At 72.1% G+C, this 16,558-nt stretch carries 18 protein-coding genes and 1 pseudogene; 8 read left to right on the top strand and 11 right to left on the bottom strand.

The annotated features are described in order from the left end of the window. Window positions 1-2: 2 nt before the first annotated feature. Window positions 3-872, bottom strand: a complete 870-nt coding sequence (locus BA062_RS12095; RefSeq protein WP_110336134.1) for a 3-hydroxybutyryl-CoA dehydrogenase — start codon at window positions 870-872, stop codon at window positions 3-5. A gap of 133 nt (window positions 873-1,005) precedes the next feature. Here BA062_RS12095 and BA062_RS12090 point away from each other — a divergent pair, with 133 nt between their 5' ends. Together BA062_RS12090 and BA062_RS12085 are read left to right on the top strand one after the other, a co-directional pair. Further along, entirely contained in the window at window positions 1,006-1,755 is a 750-nt protein-coding gene (locus tag BA062_RS12090) for a nucleotidyltransferase domain-containing protein (RefSeq protein ID WP_110337275.1), read from the top strand. Between the two features lie 55 nt (window positions 1,756-1,810). Beyond that, a complete protein-coding gene (locus BA062_RS12085; RefSeq protein WP_110336133.1) occupies window positions 1,811-2,026 on the top strand; it encodes a helix-hairpin-helix domain-containing protein in 216 nt (71 codons plus the stop codon). A 4-nt stretch (window positions 2,027-2,030) separates the two neighbouring features. Here BA062_RS12085 and BA062_RS12080 read toward each other — a convergent pair whose 3' ends face one another. Together BA062_RS12080 and BA062_RS12075 are read right to left on the bottom strand one after the other, a co-directional pair. After that, window positions 2,031-3,110, bottom strand: a complete 1,080-nt coding sequence (locus BA062_RS12080; RefSeq protein WP_110336132.1) for a tartrate dehydrogenase — start codon at window positions 3,108-3,110, stop codon at window positions 2,031-2,033. 100 nt (window positions 3,111-3,210) lie between these two features. Beyond that, entirely contained in the window at window positions 3,211-4,098 is an 888-nt protein-coding gene (locus BA062_RS12075; protein ID WP_110336131.1) for a LysR family transcriptional regulator, read from the bottom strand. Between the two features lie 120 nt (window positions 4,099-4,218). Here BA062_RS12075 and BA062_RS12070 point away from each other — a divergent pair, with 120 nt between their 5' ends. The 4 genes from BA062_RS12070 to BA062_RS12055 all read left to right on the top strand — a co-directional run bounded on the left by BA062_RS12070 (window position 4,219) and on the right by BA062_RS12055 (window position 8,309). After that, entirely contained in the window at window positions 4,219-5,859 is a 1,641-nt protein-coding gene (locus BA062_RS12070) for an SLC13 family permease (protein WP_110336130.1), read from the top strand. A gap of 76 nt (window positions 5,860-5,935) precedes the next feature. Continuing rightward, window positions 5,936-6,406, top strand: a complete 471-nt coding sequence (locus BA062_RS12065) for a dimethylamine monooxygenase subunit DmmA family protein (RefSeq protein ID WP_146240029.1) — start codon at window positions 5,936-5,938, stop codon at window positions 6,404-6,406. Then, window positions 6,406-7,341, top strand: a complete 936-nt coding sequence (locus BA062_RS12060) for a PDR/VanB family oxidoreductase (RefSeq protein ID WP_110336128.1) — start codon at window positions 6,406-6,408, stop codon at window positions 7,339-7,341. Before BA062_RS12065 ends, BA062_RS12060 begins: the two co-directional genes overlap by 1 nt. Beyond that, entirely contained in the window at window positions 7,338-8,309 is a 972-nt protein-coding gene (locus BA062_RS12055; RefSeq protein ID WP_110336127.1) for a heme-dependent oxidative N-demethylase family protein, read from the top strand. The genes BA062_RS12060 and BA062_RS12055 overlap by 4 nt, the downstream gene beginning before the upstream one ends. A 24-nt stretch (window positions 8,310-8,333) precedes the next feature. Here the strand turns inward: BA062_RS12055 and BA062_RS12050 are convergent, their stop codons facing one another. The 3 genes from BA062_RS12050 to BA062_RS12040 all read right to left on the bottom strand — a co-directional run bounded on the left by BA062_RS12050 (window position 8,334) and on the right by BA062_RS12040 (window position 12,807). Next, a complete protein-coding gene (locus tag BA062_RS12050) occupies window positions 8,334-9,665 on the bottom strand; it encodes an MFS transporter (RefSeq protein ID WP_110336126.1) in 1,332 nt (443 codons plus the stop codon). Between the two features lie 35 nt (window positions 9,666-9,700). Then, window positions 9,701-12,013, bottom strand: a complete 2,313-nt coding sequence (locus BA062_RS12045) for a cytochrome P450/oxidoreductase (RefSeq protein WP_110336125.1) — start codon at window positions 12,011-12,013, stop codon at window positions 9,701-9,703. Between the two features lie 119 nt (window positions 12,014-12,132). Beyond that, entirely contained in the window at window positions 12,133-12,807 is a 675-nt protein-coding gene (locus BA062_RS12040) for an IclR family transcriptional regulator (RefSeq protein WP_110336124.1), read from the bottom strand. 294 nt (window positions 12,808-13,101) lie between these two features. On the opposite strand from BA062_RS12040, the gene BA062_RS12035 reads away from it, so the two are divergent. After that, a complete protein-coding gene (locus BA062_RS12035; RefSeq protein ID WP_146240028.1) occupies window positions 13,102-13,497 on the top strand; it encodes a DUF4383 domain-containing protein in 396 nt (131 codons plus the stop codon). Window positions 13,498-13,540: 43 nt separating this feature from the next. Here BA062_RS12035 and BA062_RS12030 read toward each other — a convergent pair whose 3' ends face one another. Next, on the bottom strand, window positions 13,541-13,960 hold the full coding sequence (locus BA062_RS12030; protein ID WP_110336122.1) for a hypothetical protein: 420 nt from the start codon (window positions 13,958-13,960) through the stop codon (window positions 13,541-13,543). A 7-nt stretch (window positions 13,961-13,967) separates the two neighbouring features. Further along, window positions 13,968-14,327: a helix-turn-helix domain-containing protein gene (locus BA062_RS12025; RefSeq protein WP_391355195.1), complete on the bottom strand. Its 360-nt coding sequence runs from the start codon at window positions 14,325-14,327 to the stop codon at window positions 13,968-13,970. 104 nt (window positions 14,328-14,431) lie between these two features. On the opposite strand from BA062_RS12025, the gene BA062_RS12020 reads away from it, so the two are divergent. Beyond that, on the top strand, window positions 14,432-14,872 hold the full coding sequence (locus tag BA062_RS12020; RefSeq protein WP_146240027.1) for a DUF6292 family protein: 441 nt from the start codon (window positions 14,432-14,434) through the stop codon (window positions 14,870-14,872). A gap of 411 nt (window positions 14,873-15,283) precedes the next feature. Here the strand turns inward: BA062_RS12020 and BA062_RS40510 are convergent, their stop codons facing one another. The 3 genes and pseudogenes from BA062_RS40510 to BA062_RS41315 form a co-directional block, all read right to left on the bottom strand. Beyond that, complete coding sequence (locus BA062_RS40510) at window positions 15,284-16,066, bottom strand: alpha/beta fold hydrolase (protein ID WP_245959787.1); 783 nt, start codon at window positions 16,064-16,066, stop codon at window positions 15,284-15,286. Window positions 16,067-16,092: 26 nt separating this feature from the next. Beyond that, window positions 16,093-16,251, bottom strand: a complete 159-nt coding sequence (locus BA062_RS40505) for a hypothetical protein (protein WP_245959786.1) — start codon at window positions 16,249-16,251, stop codon at window positions 16,093-16,095. Between the two features lie 55 nt (window positions 16,252-16,306). Further along, window positions 16,307-16,474 (bottom strand): annotated as a pseudogene (locus BA062_RS41315) (phospholipase); the annotation flags it as partial. Between the last annotated feature and the right edge of the window lie 84 nt (window positions 16,475-16,558).

Raw genomic sequence — 16,558 nt, 5'->3', positions numbered from 1 at the left:
GGTCAGGACTTCTTCGGGTAGTCGTAGAAACCCCGGCCGGACTTCTTGCCGTACAACCCGGCGTCCACCATGCGCAGCAGCAGCGGAGGCGGGGCGTACAGCGGTTCCTTGAACTCGGCGTACATCGACTCGGCGACGGCCTTGGTGGTGTCGAGTCCGATGAGGTCGGCCAGGCGCAGCGGCCCCATCGGGTGCGCGCAGCCGTGCACCATGCCGTTGTCGATGTCCTCGGCGTCGGCGAAACCCGACTCGAGCATGCGGATCGCCGAGAGCAGGTAGGGCACCAGCAGCGCGTTGACGACGAACCCCGCGCGGTCCTGTGCGCGCACCACGGTCTTGCCGAGCACGCCGGTCGCGAAGGCCGACGCCCGCTCCGCCGTCTGCTCCGAGGTGAGCAGCGACGGGATCAGCTCGACCAAGGGGAGCACGGGCACGGGGTTGAAGAAGTGGATGCCGACCACCTGCTCGGGCCTCGTGGTGGCCATCGCGAGCTTCATGATCGGGATCGAGGAGGTGTTGGACGCCAGGACGGCGTCGGGCCGCGAGACGATCTTGTCGAGCCTGCCGAACACGTCGGTCTTGACGTCCTCGCGCTCGGCGACCGCCTCGACCACGAGGTCGCGGTCGGCGAAGTCGTCGAGATCGGTGGTGTAGGAGAGTCGCTCAGCCGCGGCCGAGCACTCTTCCGCGGTGAGCTTGCCGTTGCGCACCGCGCGGTCGAGCGAGCCGCCGATCCGCGTGCGTGCCGCGTCGAGTGCGGCGGCGTCGACCTCGGTGACCGTGACGTCCAGGCCCGCGCGGGCACACACCTCGGCGATGCCAGAGCCCATCAGCCCGCCGCCGACCACGCCTACCTTCGTGATGTCGTCCACGCCGCCGACATTAGTAGGATTTCCGACTGTTCTGGTGCGAGGAACATCTCACCCGCCGGGGCCAGGCCGTGCGATAGAGAAGTTCACGTCGGGGATGATCTTCAGGATGAGAGCGGACGACAACGGAAGCACGATGAACGACGAGGCGTTCCAGAGTCACGTCGCCGCACGGCTGGCCTCCCTGCCCGGCGTGCACGCCGTGACCCTGGGCGGTTCGCGGGCCGAGGGCACGCACACCCCGGGCAGCGACTGGGACTTCGCCGTGTACTACCGGGGCGGGTTCGACCCGGAGGATCTGCGCGCGATCGGCTGGGACGGCGAGGTCAGCGAGCTCGGCGCGTGGGGTGGCGGTGTCTTCAACGGCGGTGCCTGGCTGACGGTCGACGGCCGCCACACCGACGTTCACTACCGCGATCTGGACGTCGTCGAGCACGAGCTGGCGGAGGCGGAGCAGGGGCGATTCCACTGGGAGCCGCTGATGTTCCACCTCGCGGGGATCCCGAGCTACCTGGTGGTCGCGGAGCTCGCACTGGCGAGGGTGCTGCACGGCGTGCTGCCCCGGCCCGCCTTTCCGGCGGCGCTGCGCGAGTCCGCCCCGGCGATGTGGCGGGGCCGCGCCGCGCTGACCCTCGGCTACGCGCGCGGCGGCTTCGCCCCGCGTGGCCGGCTCACCGAGGTCGCGGGCGCGCTGGCGACCGCCGCCGCGGAGACGGCACACGCCGTGCTCGCCGGGCGCGGCGAGTGGGTCACCAACGAGAAGCGCCTCCTCGCACGGGCCGGGCTGCGGGAGATCGACGCCGTCGTGGGCGCACTGCGGCCCGAGCCGGACGCGCTCGCCGAGGCGATCACCGCGGCCGGGAAGCTGTTCGACGCGGCCACGTGATGTCGGTGCTCCCTGCTACCTTCGCGATCTGGTTGGAGATCGGAAGGGGAGCCGCATGCCGGAACCGGAGACCGTCGCGCCGACCGAGTTCCCCCGGCGCATGGGCAAGGTCGCCCCGCGCGAGCTGGCACTGCACGGCTACACCCGCTACGAGCAGCTGACGGGCGTCACCGCCGGTGAACTCCTCAAGATCCACGGCGTGGGCCCCAAGGCGATCCGGATCCTGGAGGAGGAGCTGGCCGCCAGGGGCCTCGCGTTCGCGGACCACTGAGGCGTCACCCCAGGTTGGCGATGATCGCCCGCGTCACGGTCTCGGTGTCCGCCGTGCCACCGACGTCACGGGTGCGGACGCCCTGCGCGGTGGTGGCCTCGATCGCGGCCTGGACGCGCTTGGCCTCGTCCGGCAGGCCGAGGTGGTCGAGCATCAGCGCCGCGCTGCCGATGGCGCCGATCGGGTTGCACACGCCCTGCCCGGCGATGTCGGGCGCCGAGCCGTGCACGGGCTCGAACATGCTCGGGTAGCGGCGATCCGGGTTCAGGTTGGCGCTCGCGGCGAGGCCGAGGCTGCCGGCCAGCGCGCTGCCGAGGTCGGAGAGGATGTCGGCGTTGAGGTTGGAGGCCACCACCACCGAGAGGTCCTCCGGGTGGAGCACGAACTTCGCCGACATCGCGTCCACGAGCACGCTCTCGGTCTCCACGTCGGGGTAGTCGGCGGCGACCCGGCGGAACATGTCGTCCCACAGCACCATGCCGTACTGCTGGGCGTTGCTCTTGGTGACGCTGGAGACCTTCTTGCGGGCGCGGGTGCGCGCGAGGTCGAACGCGAAGCGGATGATCCGCTCGCAGCCCACCTCCGTGAACACCGACGACTGGACCGCGACCTCGCCCTTCTCGCCGCGGGCGCCGAAGTTGCGGCCGCCGAACCCGGCGTACTCGCCCTCGGAGTTCTCCCTGACCACCACCCAGTCCAGGTCGGTGTCGTCGGCCTTGCGCAGCGGACTGGTGATGCCGGGCAGGAACGTCACCGGCCGGATGTTGGCCCACTGGTCGAAGCCCTGGCAGATCTTCAGCCGCAGGCCCCACAGGCTCACGTGATCGGGCACGGTGGGCCAGCCGACCGCGCCGAAGTAGATGGCGTCCTTGCCGCGCAGTACGTCGAGCCCGTCGTCGGGCATCAGCACGCCGTGCTCGGCGTAGTAGGCGGAGCCCCAGGGCAGCTCCTCCCAGTCGAACGCGATGCGGCCGCCCGACGACGCCTGGATCGCGTCGAGCACGGCGCGGCCCGCCGCGACGACCTCGGTGCCGACACCGTCGGCGGGGATGGCGGCGATCCGGAACTGCTGCGCTGCGGTCATGGGTGCTCCTGGTCCGGGCTGGCAAGGTCTCACTCCGAGTGGACCGCGGAGTGCCCTTGGTTGTCCAAGACGGCCCGTCGATGCGGCCGATAGGCCCTGCCTATGGGACCTGCGCGTAGGCCGCCGCGACGTCGAGGAAGGCACGTGCCGCCGGGGTGAGCCCGGAGGGCCGGCTCACGAGCGCGACGCGCAGGACGGCCTCGGGCTCGATGCGGTGGACGACGGCTCCCGCCCGTTCGGCGAGCGTGGTCCACGACGAGGGCAGCACGGCGTGCCCGAAACCCGCCAGCACCAGCGGCAGGATCGACGTGCGGTGCGCGACCTCGGCGGCGAGGTGGACCTCGGTGCCGCTCGCGAGCACGTCGTCGACCAGGCTGCGCATGAGGCTGCCGCGCTGGGACACGATCATCCGGCGGCCGCGGAGGTGCTCGCGCCGCACCACGTCGCCGCCGGGCAGGTCGTGCCCCGGCGGGGAGACCAGCACCAGCGGCTGGTCCTCGAGTGGCAGCACGGTCAGCTCCCCGGCGTGCGGGTCGCCCGCCGAGCCCAGCAGCCCGATCTCCGCGACGCCGGAGCGCACCGACTCCACCACCTGCTCCGGCGTGAACGCACCGTCCACGGTGAGCGTGATCCCCGGATGTGCCCGCGCGAACCCGTCCAGGAGCGTGGTGAGCGGCTCGATGCCGGGCGACGGCATCGACACCAGATCGAGCCGCCCGCGGCGGACGCCCTTCACCGACTGCGCCACGGCCTTGGCGGCGTCGAGGTCGCGCAGCACCTGCCGTGCCGGTTCCACGAGCTGCCTGCCCGCTTCGCTGAGCACCACGCCACGTCCGACGCGGTGGAACAGCGGCACGCCGAGCTCACGCTCCAGTCCCGCGATGGCCTGGGAGAGCGACGGCTGCGCGATGTGGACGTGCTCCGCGGCTCTGCCGAAGCCGTTGTGGTCGACGACGGCGAGGAAGTAGCCGAGCTGACGGGCGTCCACGCTGCCTCCGGATCCGTGATTCATAGGCGCTACCTATACGCAGGGTAGAGAAGCGGTCTTGGACGCGTCGCGGGACCTTCGCCGAAGGTGGGCTCCGATCGAGGACGCTCAGGAGGACCCATGACAGTGCAGTCATCGCCGCGGTCGTCGCCCGGGCCCCGGGCCGGCGCGGACGCGGGCCGGACCGACGTCACCGCGACCCTGCTCGGCGGGACGACGTTGCGCGGTCGCGGGGAGCAACGGCTCTCGCCCGCGGAGGAGCGGTTCGAACGGGGCAGGCGGACTGTCGGCTGGCTGCTCGCGCCGGTGCTGACCGCCGGCTTCCTGCTGCTGCCGCTGGGGCTGGACGATGCGCAGCAGACGCTCGCGGCGGTGCTGCTCGGCGTGATCGTGCTGTGGGTGTGCGAACCGGTGCCGCTGCCCGTCGGCGGCCTCCTGGGCGTCGCCGCGATCGTGCTGCTCGGCGTCGCGCCCGCCGACGACGTGCTGGAGCCGTTCGGGTCGGCGACGGTGTTCACGTTCATCGGCGCGTTCATCCTCGCGCAGGCGATGCTGAAACACGGTGTGGCGCAACGGCTCGCGTTCTTCGTGCTCGCCCTGCCGGGTGTGGGCCGCTCGACGGTCCGCGTGATGGCGGCCTTCGGCGGGATCACCTGTGTCCTGTCGGCGTTCGTGTCCAACACCGCGACCGTCGCGATGCTGATGCCGACGGCACTCGGCATCCTGGCCGTGATCGCCAGGCTCATGCAGGACAAGGGCGTGGTGCGCCCGGACTTCGACCCCCTGCGCGTCCGCGTCGGTGCGGCGCTGATGCTGATGCTGGCCTACGGCGCCAGTGTGGGTGGGTTGCTGACCCCGGTGGGAGCGCCCCCGAACCTCATCGGCCGTGGCCTCATCGAGGAGGCCACGGGCACGCCCATCTCGTTCGCGCAGTGGACGGCGACGGCGCTTCCGGTCTGCGCGGCCATGTTCGTGGTCCTCGCGGTGATCCTGTTGCTGCTCAACAAACCCGAGATCCGCCGGATCGACGGCGTCGAGGAGTACGTCCGCGAGCGCCGGGCCCAACTGGGCCGGCTGGGCCGCGCGGAGATCAACACGATCATCGCGTTCGCGGTCACCGTCGGCCTGTGGCTGACCCCCGCGGTGTCGGGCCTCGTCGCGGGCACCGACTCCGCGCTGTACACCGCGCTCGACGACACCCTGAACGAGGGGATCGTCGCGGTCGTCGGCGCCTGCCTGCTGTTCATCCTGCCCAGGGACTGGAAGAAGCGCCGGCCCACCCTCGACTGGGCCGACGCCGCGAAGATCGACTGGGGGACGATCCTGCTCTTCGGCACCGGCATCATCTTCGGCTCGCTGCTCGACGACACCGGGCTCGCCGAGACGATCGGTGACGCCGCGTCGGCGGGCCTCGGCATCACCAGCGGCCTCGCCCTCACCGCGTTCGCCGTCGTGCTGGCGATCGTGATCTCGGAGACGACGAGCAACACCGCCTCCGCCGCCGTGGTGGTGCCCATCGTCATCCCGCTGGCCGTCGCAGCCGGCGTCGATCCCGTGGTGCCCGCGCTCGCCGCGACGTTCGCGGCGTCCTTCGGCTTCATGCTCCCGGTGTCCACACCGCAGAACGCGATCGTCTACGGCTCCGGCACGGTACCCATCACGCGCATGGTGAGGTCGGGCGTCTGCTTCGACGTCGTGGGCGCGCTGCTGATCATCACGATCGTGCCGCTCATGGCCTCGCTGACCGGGCTCGGCGGTTGACGGCCGGTTGCGGGCGGTGGTCCCGCTCGGGTACCTCTGCGTGGTGACCGGTAGGAGTGTGCCGAGGTGGCCAGCGGTGGATCCCGGAGTGGACCACGCGGGCACCTCGTTCGCCGTGATGTCCTTCTCGGCGGAGGGACGCGCCGTGGCCCGCCGGTGGGCGGCGGCGCTCACCGCGACCGGCGCACCGGTGTGGGCGTGGCACGGCGACGGGGCCACGGAACGCGCCCTCGCGGAGCTTCGTGACCGGCTCGACGGCGCGACCGTCGGCTGGCGGCTGATGCTCGCCGGTCCCGAGGCCGACGTTCTCAGAGCGAGGTCGCTCGCCGTGGAACGCGACGCGATCGACGCGGAGATCCGGGTGCACGTGTGCGGCACCGGCCGCAAGCGCGTGTGGTGCGCCCACTGCGGCGGCACCACCGAGACGGAGTGCGAGGCGGGACAGGCCGTGGCCTGTGCGAACTGTGGGCGTGGGCTGCTCGTCCACGACCACGTGTCGCGCAGGCACGCCGCCTACCTCGGCGTCCTCGCGGACCCGGAGACGTGATGACCGGGCTGGAGCTGGTCGTGACGCGCAGCGCCGAGGTGGTGCCCGGTGTCCGTGAGCTGGTGCTGGCACGGCCGGACGGGGGCCCGCTGCCCGCGCACCCGGCCGGCAGCCACGTGGTCGCGGAGTGCGGTGAGCGCCGCAACGCCTACTCGCTCACCAACGGCGGTGCCGAACCACGCGAGTACGCCGTCGCCGTGCTACGGCGCCCCGGCGGACGCGGCGGATCGGCCTGGCTGCACGAGCGGCGGCCCGGTGATCCGCTCGTGGTGTCGGCGCCGCGGTGTGCGTTCGCCCCGGTGCTCACCGCCCGCAGGCACCTGCTGGTGGCGGGTGGCATCGGCATCACGCCGATGCTCGCGCACGTCAGGGACGCGGTGCGCTGGAACCGGGACGTCGAACTGCTCTACGCACACCGGCCGGACGCGCCCGCCTACGCCGCGGACCTCGACCGACTGCTCGGCGAACGGCTGCGGCGGACGAGTGACCGCCGGGAGTTTCGCGGGCTGCTCGGTGACGCGCTGCGGAGGCAGCCGCTCGGCACGCACCTGTACGTGTGCGGCCCGGCGCCGCTGATGGAGCTCGTGACCGACACGGCGGAGGCCGCGGGCTGGCCCGCACAGCGCGTGCATCGCGAGCGGTTCACGGCAGCGGAGGTTGCTCCCGGCACGCCCTTCACCGCCCGGCTGCGCCGCTCGGGCCGGGACGTGGCGGTCGCGGCAGGCACCACGCTGCTCGACGCCTTGCACGCCGCCGGGGTCGCGGTGCCCAGCATGTGCCGCCAGGGCGTGTGCGGCGAATGCCGGGTTCCCGTGCTCGCCGGGCAGCCACAGCACCGCGACGAGTACCTCGACGAGCACGAGCGCGCGGCGGGCACGTGCGTGCTGCCGTGCGTGTCCCGCAGCGAGACCGGCGTGCTGGAGGTGGACCTGTGAACCCCGAGTCCCGGCTCGCCCGCTTCCCATTCCCGCTGCGGGCCGACACCTACCGCTACTCCACGAACATCGAGCCCGCCCGCGTCCCGGTGCGCACCGAGACGGGGGAGTGGGGTGGCGTGCTGCTCGACGTCGACGACGACTACGCGGCCGACCTGGCCGAGCGTAAGCGCATCCTGAAGGCCGACCCTGGCAGGCTGCAGGTGCTGCCGCACGTGCGCCCCGCGTGCTGGGACGCGCTGCTGACGTGCCTGCGCGAGCTGGCGGCACAGCGTCCGGACGAGCTGTCGCTGCGGTGTGAGGGCGGCGAGCTGGCGTGGCGCAACGATCTGCTCGGCGTGTGCGCGCGGTTCCGCGAGGGCGACGACGACGCGCTGCCCGGCGGCCCGCTCGGGTTCCTGGGCAGCCAGATCCAGGACGACATCGTGCTGCTCGACCAGCGCGAGGGTGCCCTGTGGGCCGACGCGGGGCTGGTCACCTTCGCCTCGGGCTGGTCGCTGCGATTCGACGTCGGGATGCGGTTCGACGAGGTGCACGGCCCGGTCCCGCGCGTCCACGAGGACGGTGTGCTGGCCAGGGCGGAGCGGTTCCTCCTGCGGCTGCGGCCGGGACAGGAGTACCGGCGGACCAACTGGAGCCTGGCGGCGGGCGGGCGGCTCGACCACTCGGCCGAGTCGTCCCCCGAGTGGGCAGCCGACCGCGCCCGGGCCGCCACGGCGCGGGGCCGCGAGCTGGCCGCGCTCGTGCACCTGCGCGTCGAGGTGCAGCACCTCGTCCGGCTCGGCGCGTCGGGCGCGCTGCTGTTCCTGATCCGGACCTACCTGCTCCCGCTCGCCGAGCTGGCACGGGTACCCGCGTGGCGCCTGCGGCTCGGCCGCGTACTGGCCGAGCTCCCGGACGACATCGCCGGGTACAAGGGGCTGACGCCCTTCCGGGACGCGGCGGTGGAGTACCTGCTCGGCAGCTGAGCCCGGCAGGTACTCCACGAGCGGTCAGTCGAGGGCGTCGAGATCGGCGCCCTTCGTCTCCCGGCTCGTCGCCACCGCCACCACGGTGACCGCCATCGTGAGCACGAGGTAGCCGATCACGGTGCCGACGCCGAACGAGTCGATCAGCCAGACCGCGATGAGCGGGGCGGGCGCGCCCGCGATGATCGACGAGCCCTGGAACACCAGCGACGCCCCGGCGTAGCGGTGCCGCGTCGGGAACAGCTCGGTGATCCACGCCGCCTCCGTTCCGGCCAGCATGCCGTGGAAGAACGCGCCCACGCACACGCCGAGCCACAGCATCGGCAGACTCTCGGTCTGCACCAGCCAGAAGAACGCCGGTGCCCACACCACCAGCACCACGGCGGGCACGAGCATGGCCTTCTTCCTGCCCACGCGGTCGGACCAGTGCCCGCCGCCGATCATGCCGAGGAACTGCGCCACCGACGCGAACGTGACCGCCATGATCACGTCGCCGCGGTCGTAGCCGAAGGACGTGGTGGCGTAGGCGATCACGAACACCGTGTAGATGTAGAAGGCGATGTTCTCGCCGAGCCGCATCCCGAGGCCGTGCAGCACCGGGCGCGGGCGGGACAGCGCCTCGAGCACGCTGGAGCGCGGCGCGGTGGCGGCCCGGGTCTCGGCCCTGGCCTGCGCGGCCCGGAAGACCGGGGACTCCTCGACGCTGCGGCGGATCCAGAATCCGATGATCAGCAGCGGGATGGCGACGAGGAAGGCGACGCGCCAGCCCCAGCGGTCGAAGGCGTCCCCGGGGAAGAGCACGCCGATGGTGGTGACCACCACGGTCGCCAGCACGGTGCCCAGCGGTGCGCCGGCCTGCGGCCAGGCGGCCCAGAAGCCGCGCCGCTTCGGCTCGCCGTACTCGCTGACCATGAGCACGGCGGCGCCGAACTCACCGCCGAGTGCGAAGCCCTGCACCATGCGCAGCACCACCAGCAGCACCGTGGCCCACAGCCCGATCTCGGAGTAGGTCGGCAACAGGCCGATCATCGCCGTCGACAGGCCGAGCAGCAGGAACGTGACCACGAGCATCGGCTTGCGGCCGTACTTGTCGCCGAGATGGCCGAACACGATGCCGCCGAGCGGGCGGGCGACGAAACCCAGCCCCTGTGTGGCCAGCGCCAGCAACAGCTTCACGATGCCGCTGTCGCCAGGGAAGAACAGCGGGCCGAGCACGGTCGCGGCGAGGATGCCGTAGATCGCGAAGTCGTACCACTCGAGCACGGCCCCGGCCATGCTGCCCGCCAGCACGCGCCGGAACCCGGCGCGCTCGCCGGGCGCCGTGCGCGCGGCCGGGTGTTCCACCGGTGACGTCATTGTCGAGAACCTTTCTGGAAAGGGGGAGAACCGGCTCAGAGGCCGAGGGTGAGCTTGCTCCCGCACGCGCGGGAGCAGCACGTCATCATCAGGGTGTTGGCGGCCCGTTCGGCCTTGGTCAGCACGACGTCGCGATGGTCGACCTCACCGTCGAGCACCGGCGCCTCGCACGAGCCGCAGAGACCCTCCTCGCAGTCGCTGGAGATGTCGATGTTCGCCGCGCGCAGCGCCGCGAGCACCGTCTGGTCGGGGGCCACGTGCACGGTGAGGCCGGAGTCGGCCAGCTCCACGTCGAATCCGTGCTCGACGCTGGGATCGAGCTCCCTCTTGGTGGTCGTGAAGTGTTCGATGTGGAGGGTGTCGGCGGGCCAGCCCGCCGCCTGCTCCTCCAGCGCGGCCAGCAGCCGCTGCGGTCCGCACGCGTAGACCTGCACCCCGTCGGCGTCCTCGGCGACCAGGGTGGTCACGTCGAGCCGTCCGCCCTCCTCGCCACAGTGGACCGTCAGGTTCCCGCCGTGGTCGCGGCGGGCGCGGTCGAGCAACGCCATGCCGCGCGTGGTGCGGCCGCAGTAGTGCAGCTCATAGCTCGCGCCCGCGGCACGCAGGTGGTCGGCCATCGCGATGACCGGCGTGATGCCGATGCCGCCCGCGACGAGGACGTAGTGCCGGGCGGCGGGGTCGAGCCGGAAGTGGTTGCGGGGCCCGCGCAGCGTCAGCGCGCTGCCGGGCCGCAGCCGCTCGTGCACGTAGCGGGAGCCACCGCGGCTGTCCGGCTCGCGCAGGACCGCGATGCGGTACCGGTGGGTGTCGGCGGGGTCGCCGCACAGGGAGTACTGGCGGGACAGCCCGTCGAGGTCCAGGTCGACGTGCGCGCCCGGCGACCACGGGGGCAGCGGGTTGCCCGCCGCGTCGGTGAGGGTGAGCGTGACGACGCCGTCGGCGGCGGGCTCGACCGACTCGACCGTGACCGTTCTGGTGATCGCGCGCGTCGAGGGCTCGCCGATGCGCACCGGCCGGTGCCGCCGCAGGATCGCGGGGTCGCCGCGCTCGGGGTTGGCCGAAGGGTCCCACTGGACCCACAGGTGGTCGGGGCCTCGGAAGGAGGTGTTGGGCAGGTAGGTGAACTCCTGGTCGGGCACCAGCTCGAGGTGCGGCAGCCGGGTGGTCAGCTCCTCCAGGAAGATCTGCAGCTCCATGCGGGCGAGGTTCTTGCCCATGCACTGGTGGCTGCCGTAGCCGAACGTCAGGTGGTCGCTGGCGTTCTCGCGCCGGATGTCGACCGCGTCGGCGTTGTCGAAGTGCCGCTGGTCGCGGTTGGCCGAGGAGTTGACGATGAGCAGCTTGGCGCCCTGGGGGATCGGCACGCCGCCGATCGTGGTGTCGGCGGTGACCAGCCGCCGCCACGCGGCGACGGAGCCGGAGTGACGCAGGCATTCCTCCACGGCGTTGGGGATGAGCGCCGGATCGGCGCAGATCTCCTCCCACACCGTGCGGTTCTCCAGCAGGAGCTTGATCGCGTTGGCCGCGGCGTTGGCCGTGGTCTCGTGTGCGGCGACGATGCCGGCCATCATGATCGAGTGTAGGTAGGAGTCGGTGATGACCTCGGGCTGCTCGCGCTGGGCGCGGATGCTGAACGGCATCCAGCCCGGCCCCGACGGGTCCCGCCGCAGCTTCTCCACCACGGTGCCCGCGAACTGCCAGAACCTGCCGACCGCCTCGGCCACCGCCACCTGCTCCTCCGGTGAGGGGCGGCCCCAGGTGTTGACGGTGTGCGCGATCGAGTACTTGCGCAGCGTTTCCATGTCCTCCTCGGGCACGCCGAGGAAGTGCAGGGCGACGGTGAGCGGTACCTCCCACAGCATCTCGTCGACGAGGTCGGCCTTGCCCGCGTCGACGAACCGGTCGACGTACTCCCTGGTCAGCTTGCGCACCATCGGCTCGTGGTGCGCGAGCTGCTCGGGCGTGAACGGCTCCATGAGCGCGCGCCGCCTCGGCATGTGCTCGGGCTCGTCCTCGTTCACGAGCGTGCGGTTCATCGCGTAGCCGTACTTCGCGAGCGTGGCGGTGGCCTCCTCGGACACCGGGGTGATCTTCTCGAGCGCGATGGACGGCGAGAACAGGATGTTGTCCCGGAACACCGCCTTGACGTCGTCGTAGCGCGTGACGACCCAGTAGCCGATCTCCGGGCTGTAGAAGACGGGCTCCTCCTCGCGCGACCAGCGGACCGCCTCCGGCGGGTCCGCCTGGTACGCGTCGCCGAACGGGTCGAACGCGGCCGCGTTGGCCGACACGGGACAGCCCGTGGCTGCCGAAGCCGAGTGGTCGACCGGGCACGACCCTGTGCTCATACTGCGCCCTCCACGGTGATGAGCTGGTGGTTTACGAATAACGAACATACTGTCGCTGTCAGCGAACAGCGCAGAGCGTAAGCGGGGCCCGGGAGGGAGTCAAGAAGGTTGCCGTCGGCTCAGGCGGAGAGCAGCCGCTCCAGCTCGCGGGCTGCGCGCATGACGGCGTCCGCGGCGAGGTCGGTGTCGAGCCCGTCGATGGCGACCACGCCGACGCAGTGTTCGGCCGTGCCGAGGCCGGAGGGAGCGCGGATGCCCGCCGCGATGCCGACGGCGCCCCGCTCCAGCTCGCCCCGGGTGAGGCTGTAGCCGTCGCGGCGGGCCTGCTGCACCGGCTTGGGGTCGGCCGGGTGCTCCGGCCGGGCCGCGAGAATGGCGATCCCGGCGGCGCCCTTGGTGAGCGGGTGCCTGCTGCCGACGCGATACCCGACCGTCAGCACGGTGTCCTCCGGCTCCGCCACGAGCACGGCCACGCAGTCCCTGCCCTCGGCGGCGGAGATGAACGCGGTGGCGTGCGTCTCGTTGGCGAGCGCGTGCAGCAACGGCCGCGCGTCCTCGGTGAACCGGGACTCGAACCGCGACGCGAGGACGGCCACGCCGACCGCGAGCCGGACCCGCCCGTCGTCGATGCGGGCCACGAGCAGGTGCTCCTCGAGCGTCGCGACGATGCGGTAACAGATGGCCCGGTGGATCCCGAGCTCCTTGGCGAGCTCGGCGACGGAGATGCCGGCGGGGGAGTGCGAGATCACCTCGAGCGCGCGCAAACCCCGGTCCAGCGTCTGCAGCGTGCTCATGCGCTCGGGCCCCCTTCGCCTGCGGTACCCCGCCGACCTTACTGCGTGGCGGGCGTGGCGCCGGCCGGTGGATCTCCGTCGCGCGGGCCCGGTACCCTGAGAGTCCAATCAGGACGGTCTAACGGTCGGATCACCTCACAGCGTGCCAGGCGGCGGCTCGAGGATTTTCGTGCTATATCTGGAGATACGAGCGACGCGGCCGAGCACTCACCGCCGGTGCGCGCTCGCTGTCTCGATCCACACTTGTTTCTTCGTTCGGGCGATTCCTGTTGCCCTGGAAAAGAGGAGGGAGAGTTGTCCCGCGTTGTGAGGGCCGAGACCACCCGTGCCGGGCAGCTGCCCGCGGTGGCCGCCGTGATGTCCGCGGCGTTCCTGCTCGCCGCGGTCACCGGGCTCGCGTCACTGGTCGTCTCCGCGCTTCCGCAGCTGTCGTTCGCGCAGAGCCTCGCCTACGCCAGCCTCGGCGTGTGGGGGTGGAACATCTCGCGGACCGTGCCCGGCGCGCAGCGCTTCCTGCGCGGCACCGGCGTTGCCTGCCTGGTGCTGTGGTTCGTGGGCGTGTTCGGCGGGCGAGACGTGCCGTTCGGGCTGCTCGGCCTCGAACCCGTGGACAACCTTGTGCACCTCGGCGTGGCGATCCTCGCGCTACTGCTCGCGACGATCGTGTCCCCACGGCTGACCGTGGACTGACCGCTTCCCGGTGAAGGGCGCGGCCCCTCACCGGGAAGCCTTCCTAGCCGACCGGTACGGCATCCGGGATCCGCGCCGCCGTGCCGAGCGCGGGGCCGCCGCCCTGTGCGGCGGTGTCGAACGGGGCGAAGTCGAAGCGCACCTCGCCACGGTCGGGGCCGCACACGGTGGGTGTGATCAGGCCGGCCGCGCGGGTGGCACTGAGCTCGGCGAGCAGGCGGGCCAGTGCCTCGGGCGCCTGCCGGGGCTCCTGGTCTGCCTGTGCGAGCGTGCGGTGCAGGTTGGTGACCTCCCAGCCGTCGGCCGTGCCGCTGCCGGCCGGGGCGGCGAGGGCCGCCGTGACCAGCCACCGGCCGGGCTTGCCCGCCAGCGCGGGCGTGCGGCGGCTGCCGATCCCGATCACCTGGTCGGCGCGGATCAGCCCGTCGCCGAGCGTGCGGATCCAGACGTTCTCCAGTGTCATCGTCCCCTCAGTCCCTTCGCGTGGTCACTCCCTCACCCGAACCGGACGCGCTGTCGCCGTCGTGCTCGCCCAGCCTGCGGCGCAGCTCCCGGTTTTCCGCCTGTGACTGCGCGAGCTCGTCCTCCAGTCGCACGATGCGCTCGGCCGCGGCCAGCGTCATGCCGTTGTCGAACAGCTCTCGCATGCGCGCGGCCAGCCGAAGCTGGCGCCGCGTGTAGCGGCGGTGCCCGCCCGCCGACCGGTGCGGCTGGACGACATCGGCCGCGTCGAGGCTGCGCAGGAACGCGGGCTGCACCTCGAGCGCGTCGGCGGCCTGGCCCATGGTCCAGGCCGGATAGTCCTCGTCATCCAACCGGTTTACATCCACGTGTCCAGGGTATCTAGATGTGGAGCTTGACTCAATCTTCAGTTCGAACTATAGATTTTCTCAGGTGTGGTTGTTCTTTCGAGGAACCTGCTCGGGGACGAACAATGGATCTGGAATCACACAGCGCACCCGCGAGGGGTTTGCGCCGGTACATCCGTCTGGTGGAGGACGCGCTCGGCCTGACCGGACAGGGCTCGTACGTGCAGCTGGAGACCCCGGTGAGCGCGTACATCGCGCTGAACGGGCAGCTGCCCGGCTTCGCCGACCGGGACGTGGCGCTGATCTGGGACGAGGAGCACGGCTGGGCGGGCGCGGTGGAGTCCCGCTGCGGCGAGGATCTGCTGGTACTCGCCTACCTCGGTGACCGGATACTGCCGCCGCCGAGGGTCGTGGCGGCGTTCGCCGAGCGGCTGTTCGCGGGCGAACTGCCCGGCCCGCCCGAACCGCCCGCGCTGCGGCAGGCCCACGCGGCCGACGACCTCCCCGTGCTGCTGGCCGAGTACGCCGAGCCCGCACGGGCGCTCACGGGACTCGCGCGGGTGTAGCAGCCACGAACCCGCGAGTCGTGCGCTCAGGACCGCGAGTCGGGCGTTCCCGACGCCGAGTTCTGCGTTCCGGACGCCGAGTTCTGCGTTCCGGGCTGGCGGGACTCGTGGCGCGCCCGCTCAACGCCGTCGCGCTGGGCGACGAGCTCGCGGGCGGCGCGACCGCGATCGCGGGTCCGATCGGATCCGTCGCGCTCGCAGCACCGGCACCCCGGGGCGCCGCCTGACCCGGAGCGCGGGGTGCCGGTACTGCCCTCGGCGGGTGTCGGCGCCCTGCTGCTGACCGCCGCCGACGGCGTGGCGCAGTGACTGTGCGAGCCCGTCCAGCTGCCGGTCGGAGCGGTGACCGGGTGCCTCGGCGGGCGTACCTCGTGTGGCTGCCGGTGCGGGAGGCGCACAGGCGGTGACGCCTCACGTGGTCAGGAAGTCCAGCACCAGCGGGCTCGCCACGGCGCGGAACTCCTCGAAGTACGCGTGCCGGGCGCCCTCGATCAGCTCCATGCGGGCGTCCGGGATGCGCTCGGCGAGCAGCGGCGCGTTCGCGGTGGGGTTGAAGCGGTCGTCGGTGCCGTGCACCACGAGCGTGGGTGCGGTGATGGCGGGCAGCGCGGCCCAGCTGTCGTGGTCGGCGCTGGCCTTGCGGTGGCGGCGGAGCACGTGGCCGGGGGTGCCGCGCTCGCCGATCGTGTTGTAGGGGCCGGGATGCGTGGCCAGCCAGTCCGGTGTGTACATCAGCTCCAGCAGCGCCCGCCGGGCCGCCTTCGCGTCGGGCTGGGCGAGCGCGCGGCGCACCTCGTCGTCGCGTTCGACGCCGTGGGGTGCGCCGGGGGAGGTGCAGCCCAGCACGAGCCTGCCGACCCGCTCGGGGTGGTCGGCGGCGAGCCACTGCGCGACCCGGCCGCCCATCGACGTGCCGTAGACGTGCACGCGCCCGGCGCCGAGGTGATCGAGAACGGCGAGCACGTCGGCGGCGAAACCCCGCGTGCTGTAGGAGTTGGTGTCCGGTTTGTCGCTGCGGCCGATGCCGCGGTAGTCGAGCACGATGGTGCGGAACACCGCGTCGAAGTCCGGGCGGGCGCAGTCCCACCAGTGGTGGCTGTTGGACTGTCCGGCCAGCAGGAGCAGCGTGTGCTCACCCTCGCCGTGGACCTCGTAGTACAGAGCCGTGTCGTCGGTGGTTCGCGCGTAGGGCACACGCGATCGTACAAAGCGGACCCGGTTCAGCCGGAGGACGGGAGCGCGCTCTCGATCACCCGCCGGGCGCCCGCGACGGCGGAGTCGTTCGCGAGGTGCTCGCGGTCGTCGTAGGTCTCCGTGGTCACGTCGCCGCCCAGCTCGCGCAGCAGCCGCGCGGTCTCGGTGACGCGTTCGAGCGGCACCGGCGTAGCGGCGCGGATGGCGCACCAGGTGCTCGGCGAGCAGGCATGCGCCCTGGGAGAAGCCGAGCAGCACGGTCCGCTCGGGCCCGAACCCGTTGTCGCGCAACGTGTCGAGCATCCGCGTGCACGCCTGGAGCGCCTGGTCGAGCCGCGGCTGGTCGACCTCGAGCGGTTCGAGGAAGCTCGCCGGGTACCACGTGTCGTCCGCGGCGCGCGGTAGCACGCACGCGACGCCGTCGAGCCCGATGCGGTCGAGGACGCCGATTGCGGTGGCGCACCGGTTGTCTGGCACGCCCAACTCGGTAAG

It is taken from the genome of Prauserella flavalba, assembly GCF_003202235.1.
GTDB classification, from domain to species: domain Bacteria; phylum Actinomycetota; class Actinomycetes; order Mycobacteriales; family Pseudonocardiaceae; genus Prauserella_A; species Prauserella_A flavalba.
This window is presented reverse-complemented; position numbering and strand designations above follow the sequence as displayed.

Excerpts from the sequence above, each read along its gene's own strand:
- BA062_RS12050 (WP_110336126.1), bottom strand. The coding sequence starts at position 9,665 with ATGACGTCACCGGTGGAACACCCGGCCGCGCGCACGGCGCCCGGCGAG.
- BA062_RS12080 (WP_110336132.1), bottom strand. The coding sequence starts at position 3,110 with ATGACCGCAGCGCAGCAGTTCCGGATCGCCGCCATCCCCGCCGACGGT.
- BA062_RS12020 (WP_146240027.1), top strand. The coding sequence starts at position 14,432 with ATGGATCTGGAATCACACAGCGCACCCGCGAGGGGTTTGCGCCGGTAC.
- BA062_RS12060 (WP_110336128.1), top strand. The coding sequence starts at position 6,406 with ATGACCGGGCTGGAGCTGGTCGTGACGCGCAGCGCCGAGGTGGTGCCC.
- BA062_RS12085 (WP_110336133.1), top strand. The coding sequence starts at position 1,811 with ATGCCGGAACCGGAGACCGTCGCGCCGACCGAGTTCCCCCGGCGCATG.
- BA062_RS12090 (WP_110337275.1), top strand. The coding sequence starts at position 1,006 with ATGAACGACGAGGCGTTCCAGAGTCACGTCGCCGCACGGCTGGCCTCC.
- BA062_RS12040 (WP_110336124.1), bottom strand. The coding sequence starts at position 12,807 with ATGAGCACGCTGCAGACGCTGGACCGGGGTTTGCGCGCGCTCGAGGTG.
- BA062_RS12030 (WP_110336122.1), bottom strand. The coding sequence starts at position 13,960 with ATGACACTGGAGAACGTCTGGATCCGCACGCTCGGCGACGGGCTGATC.
- BA062_RS12070 (WP_110336130.1), top strand. The coding sequence starts at position 4,219 with ATGACAGTGCAGTCATCGCCGCGGTCGTCGCCCGGGCCCCGGGCCGGC.
- BA062_RS12045 (WP_110336125.1), bottom strand. The coding sequence starts at position 12,013 with ATGAGCACAGGGTCGTGCCCGGTCGACCACTCGGCTTCGGCAGCCACG.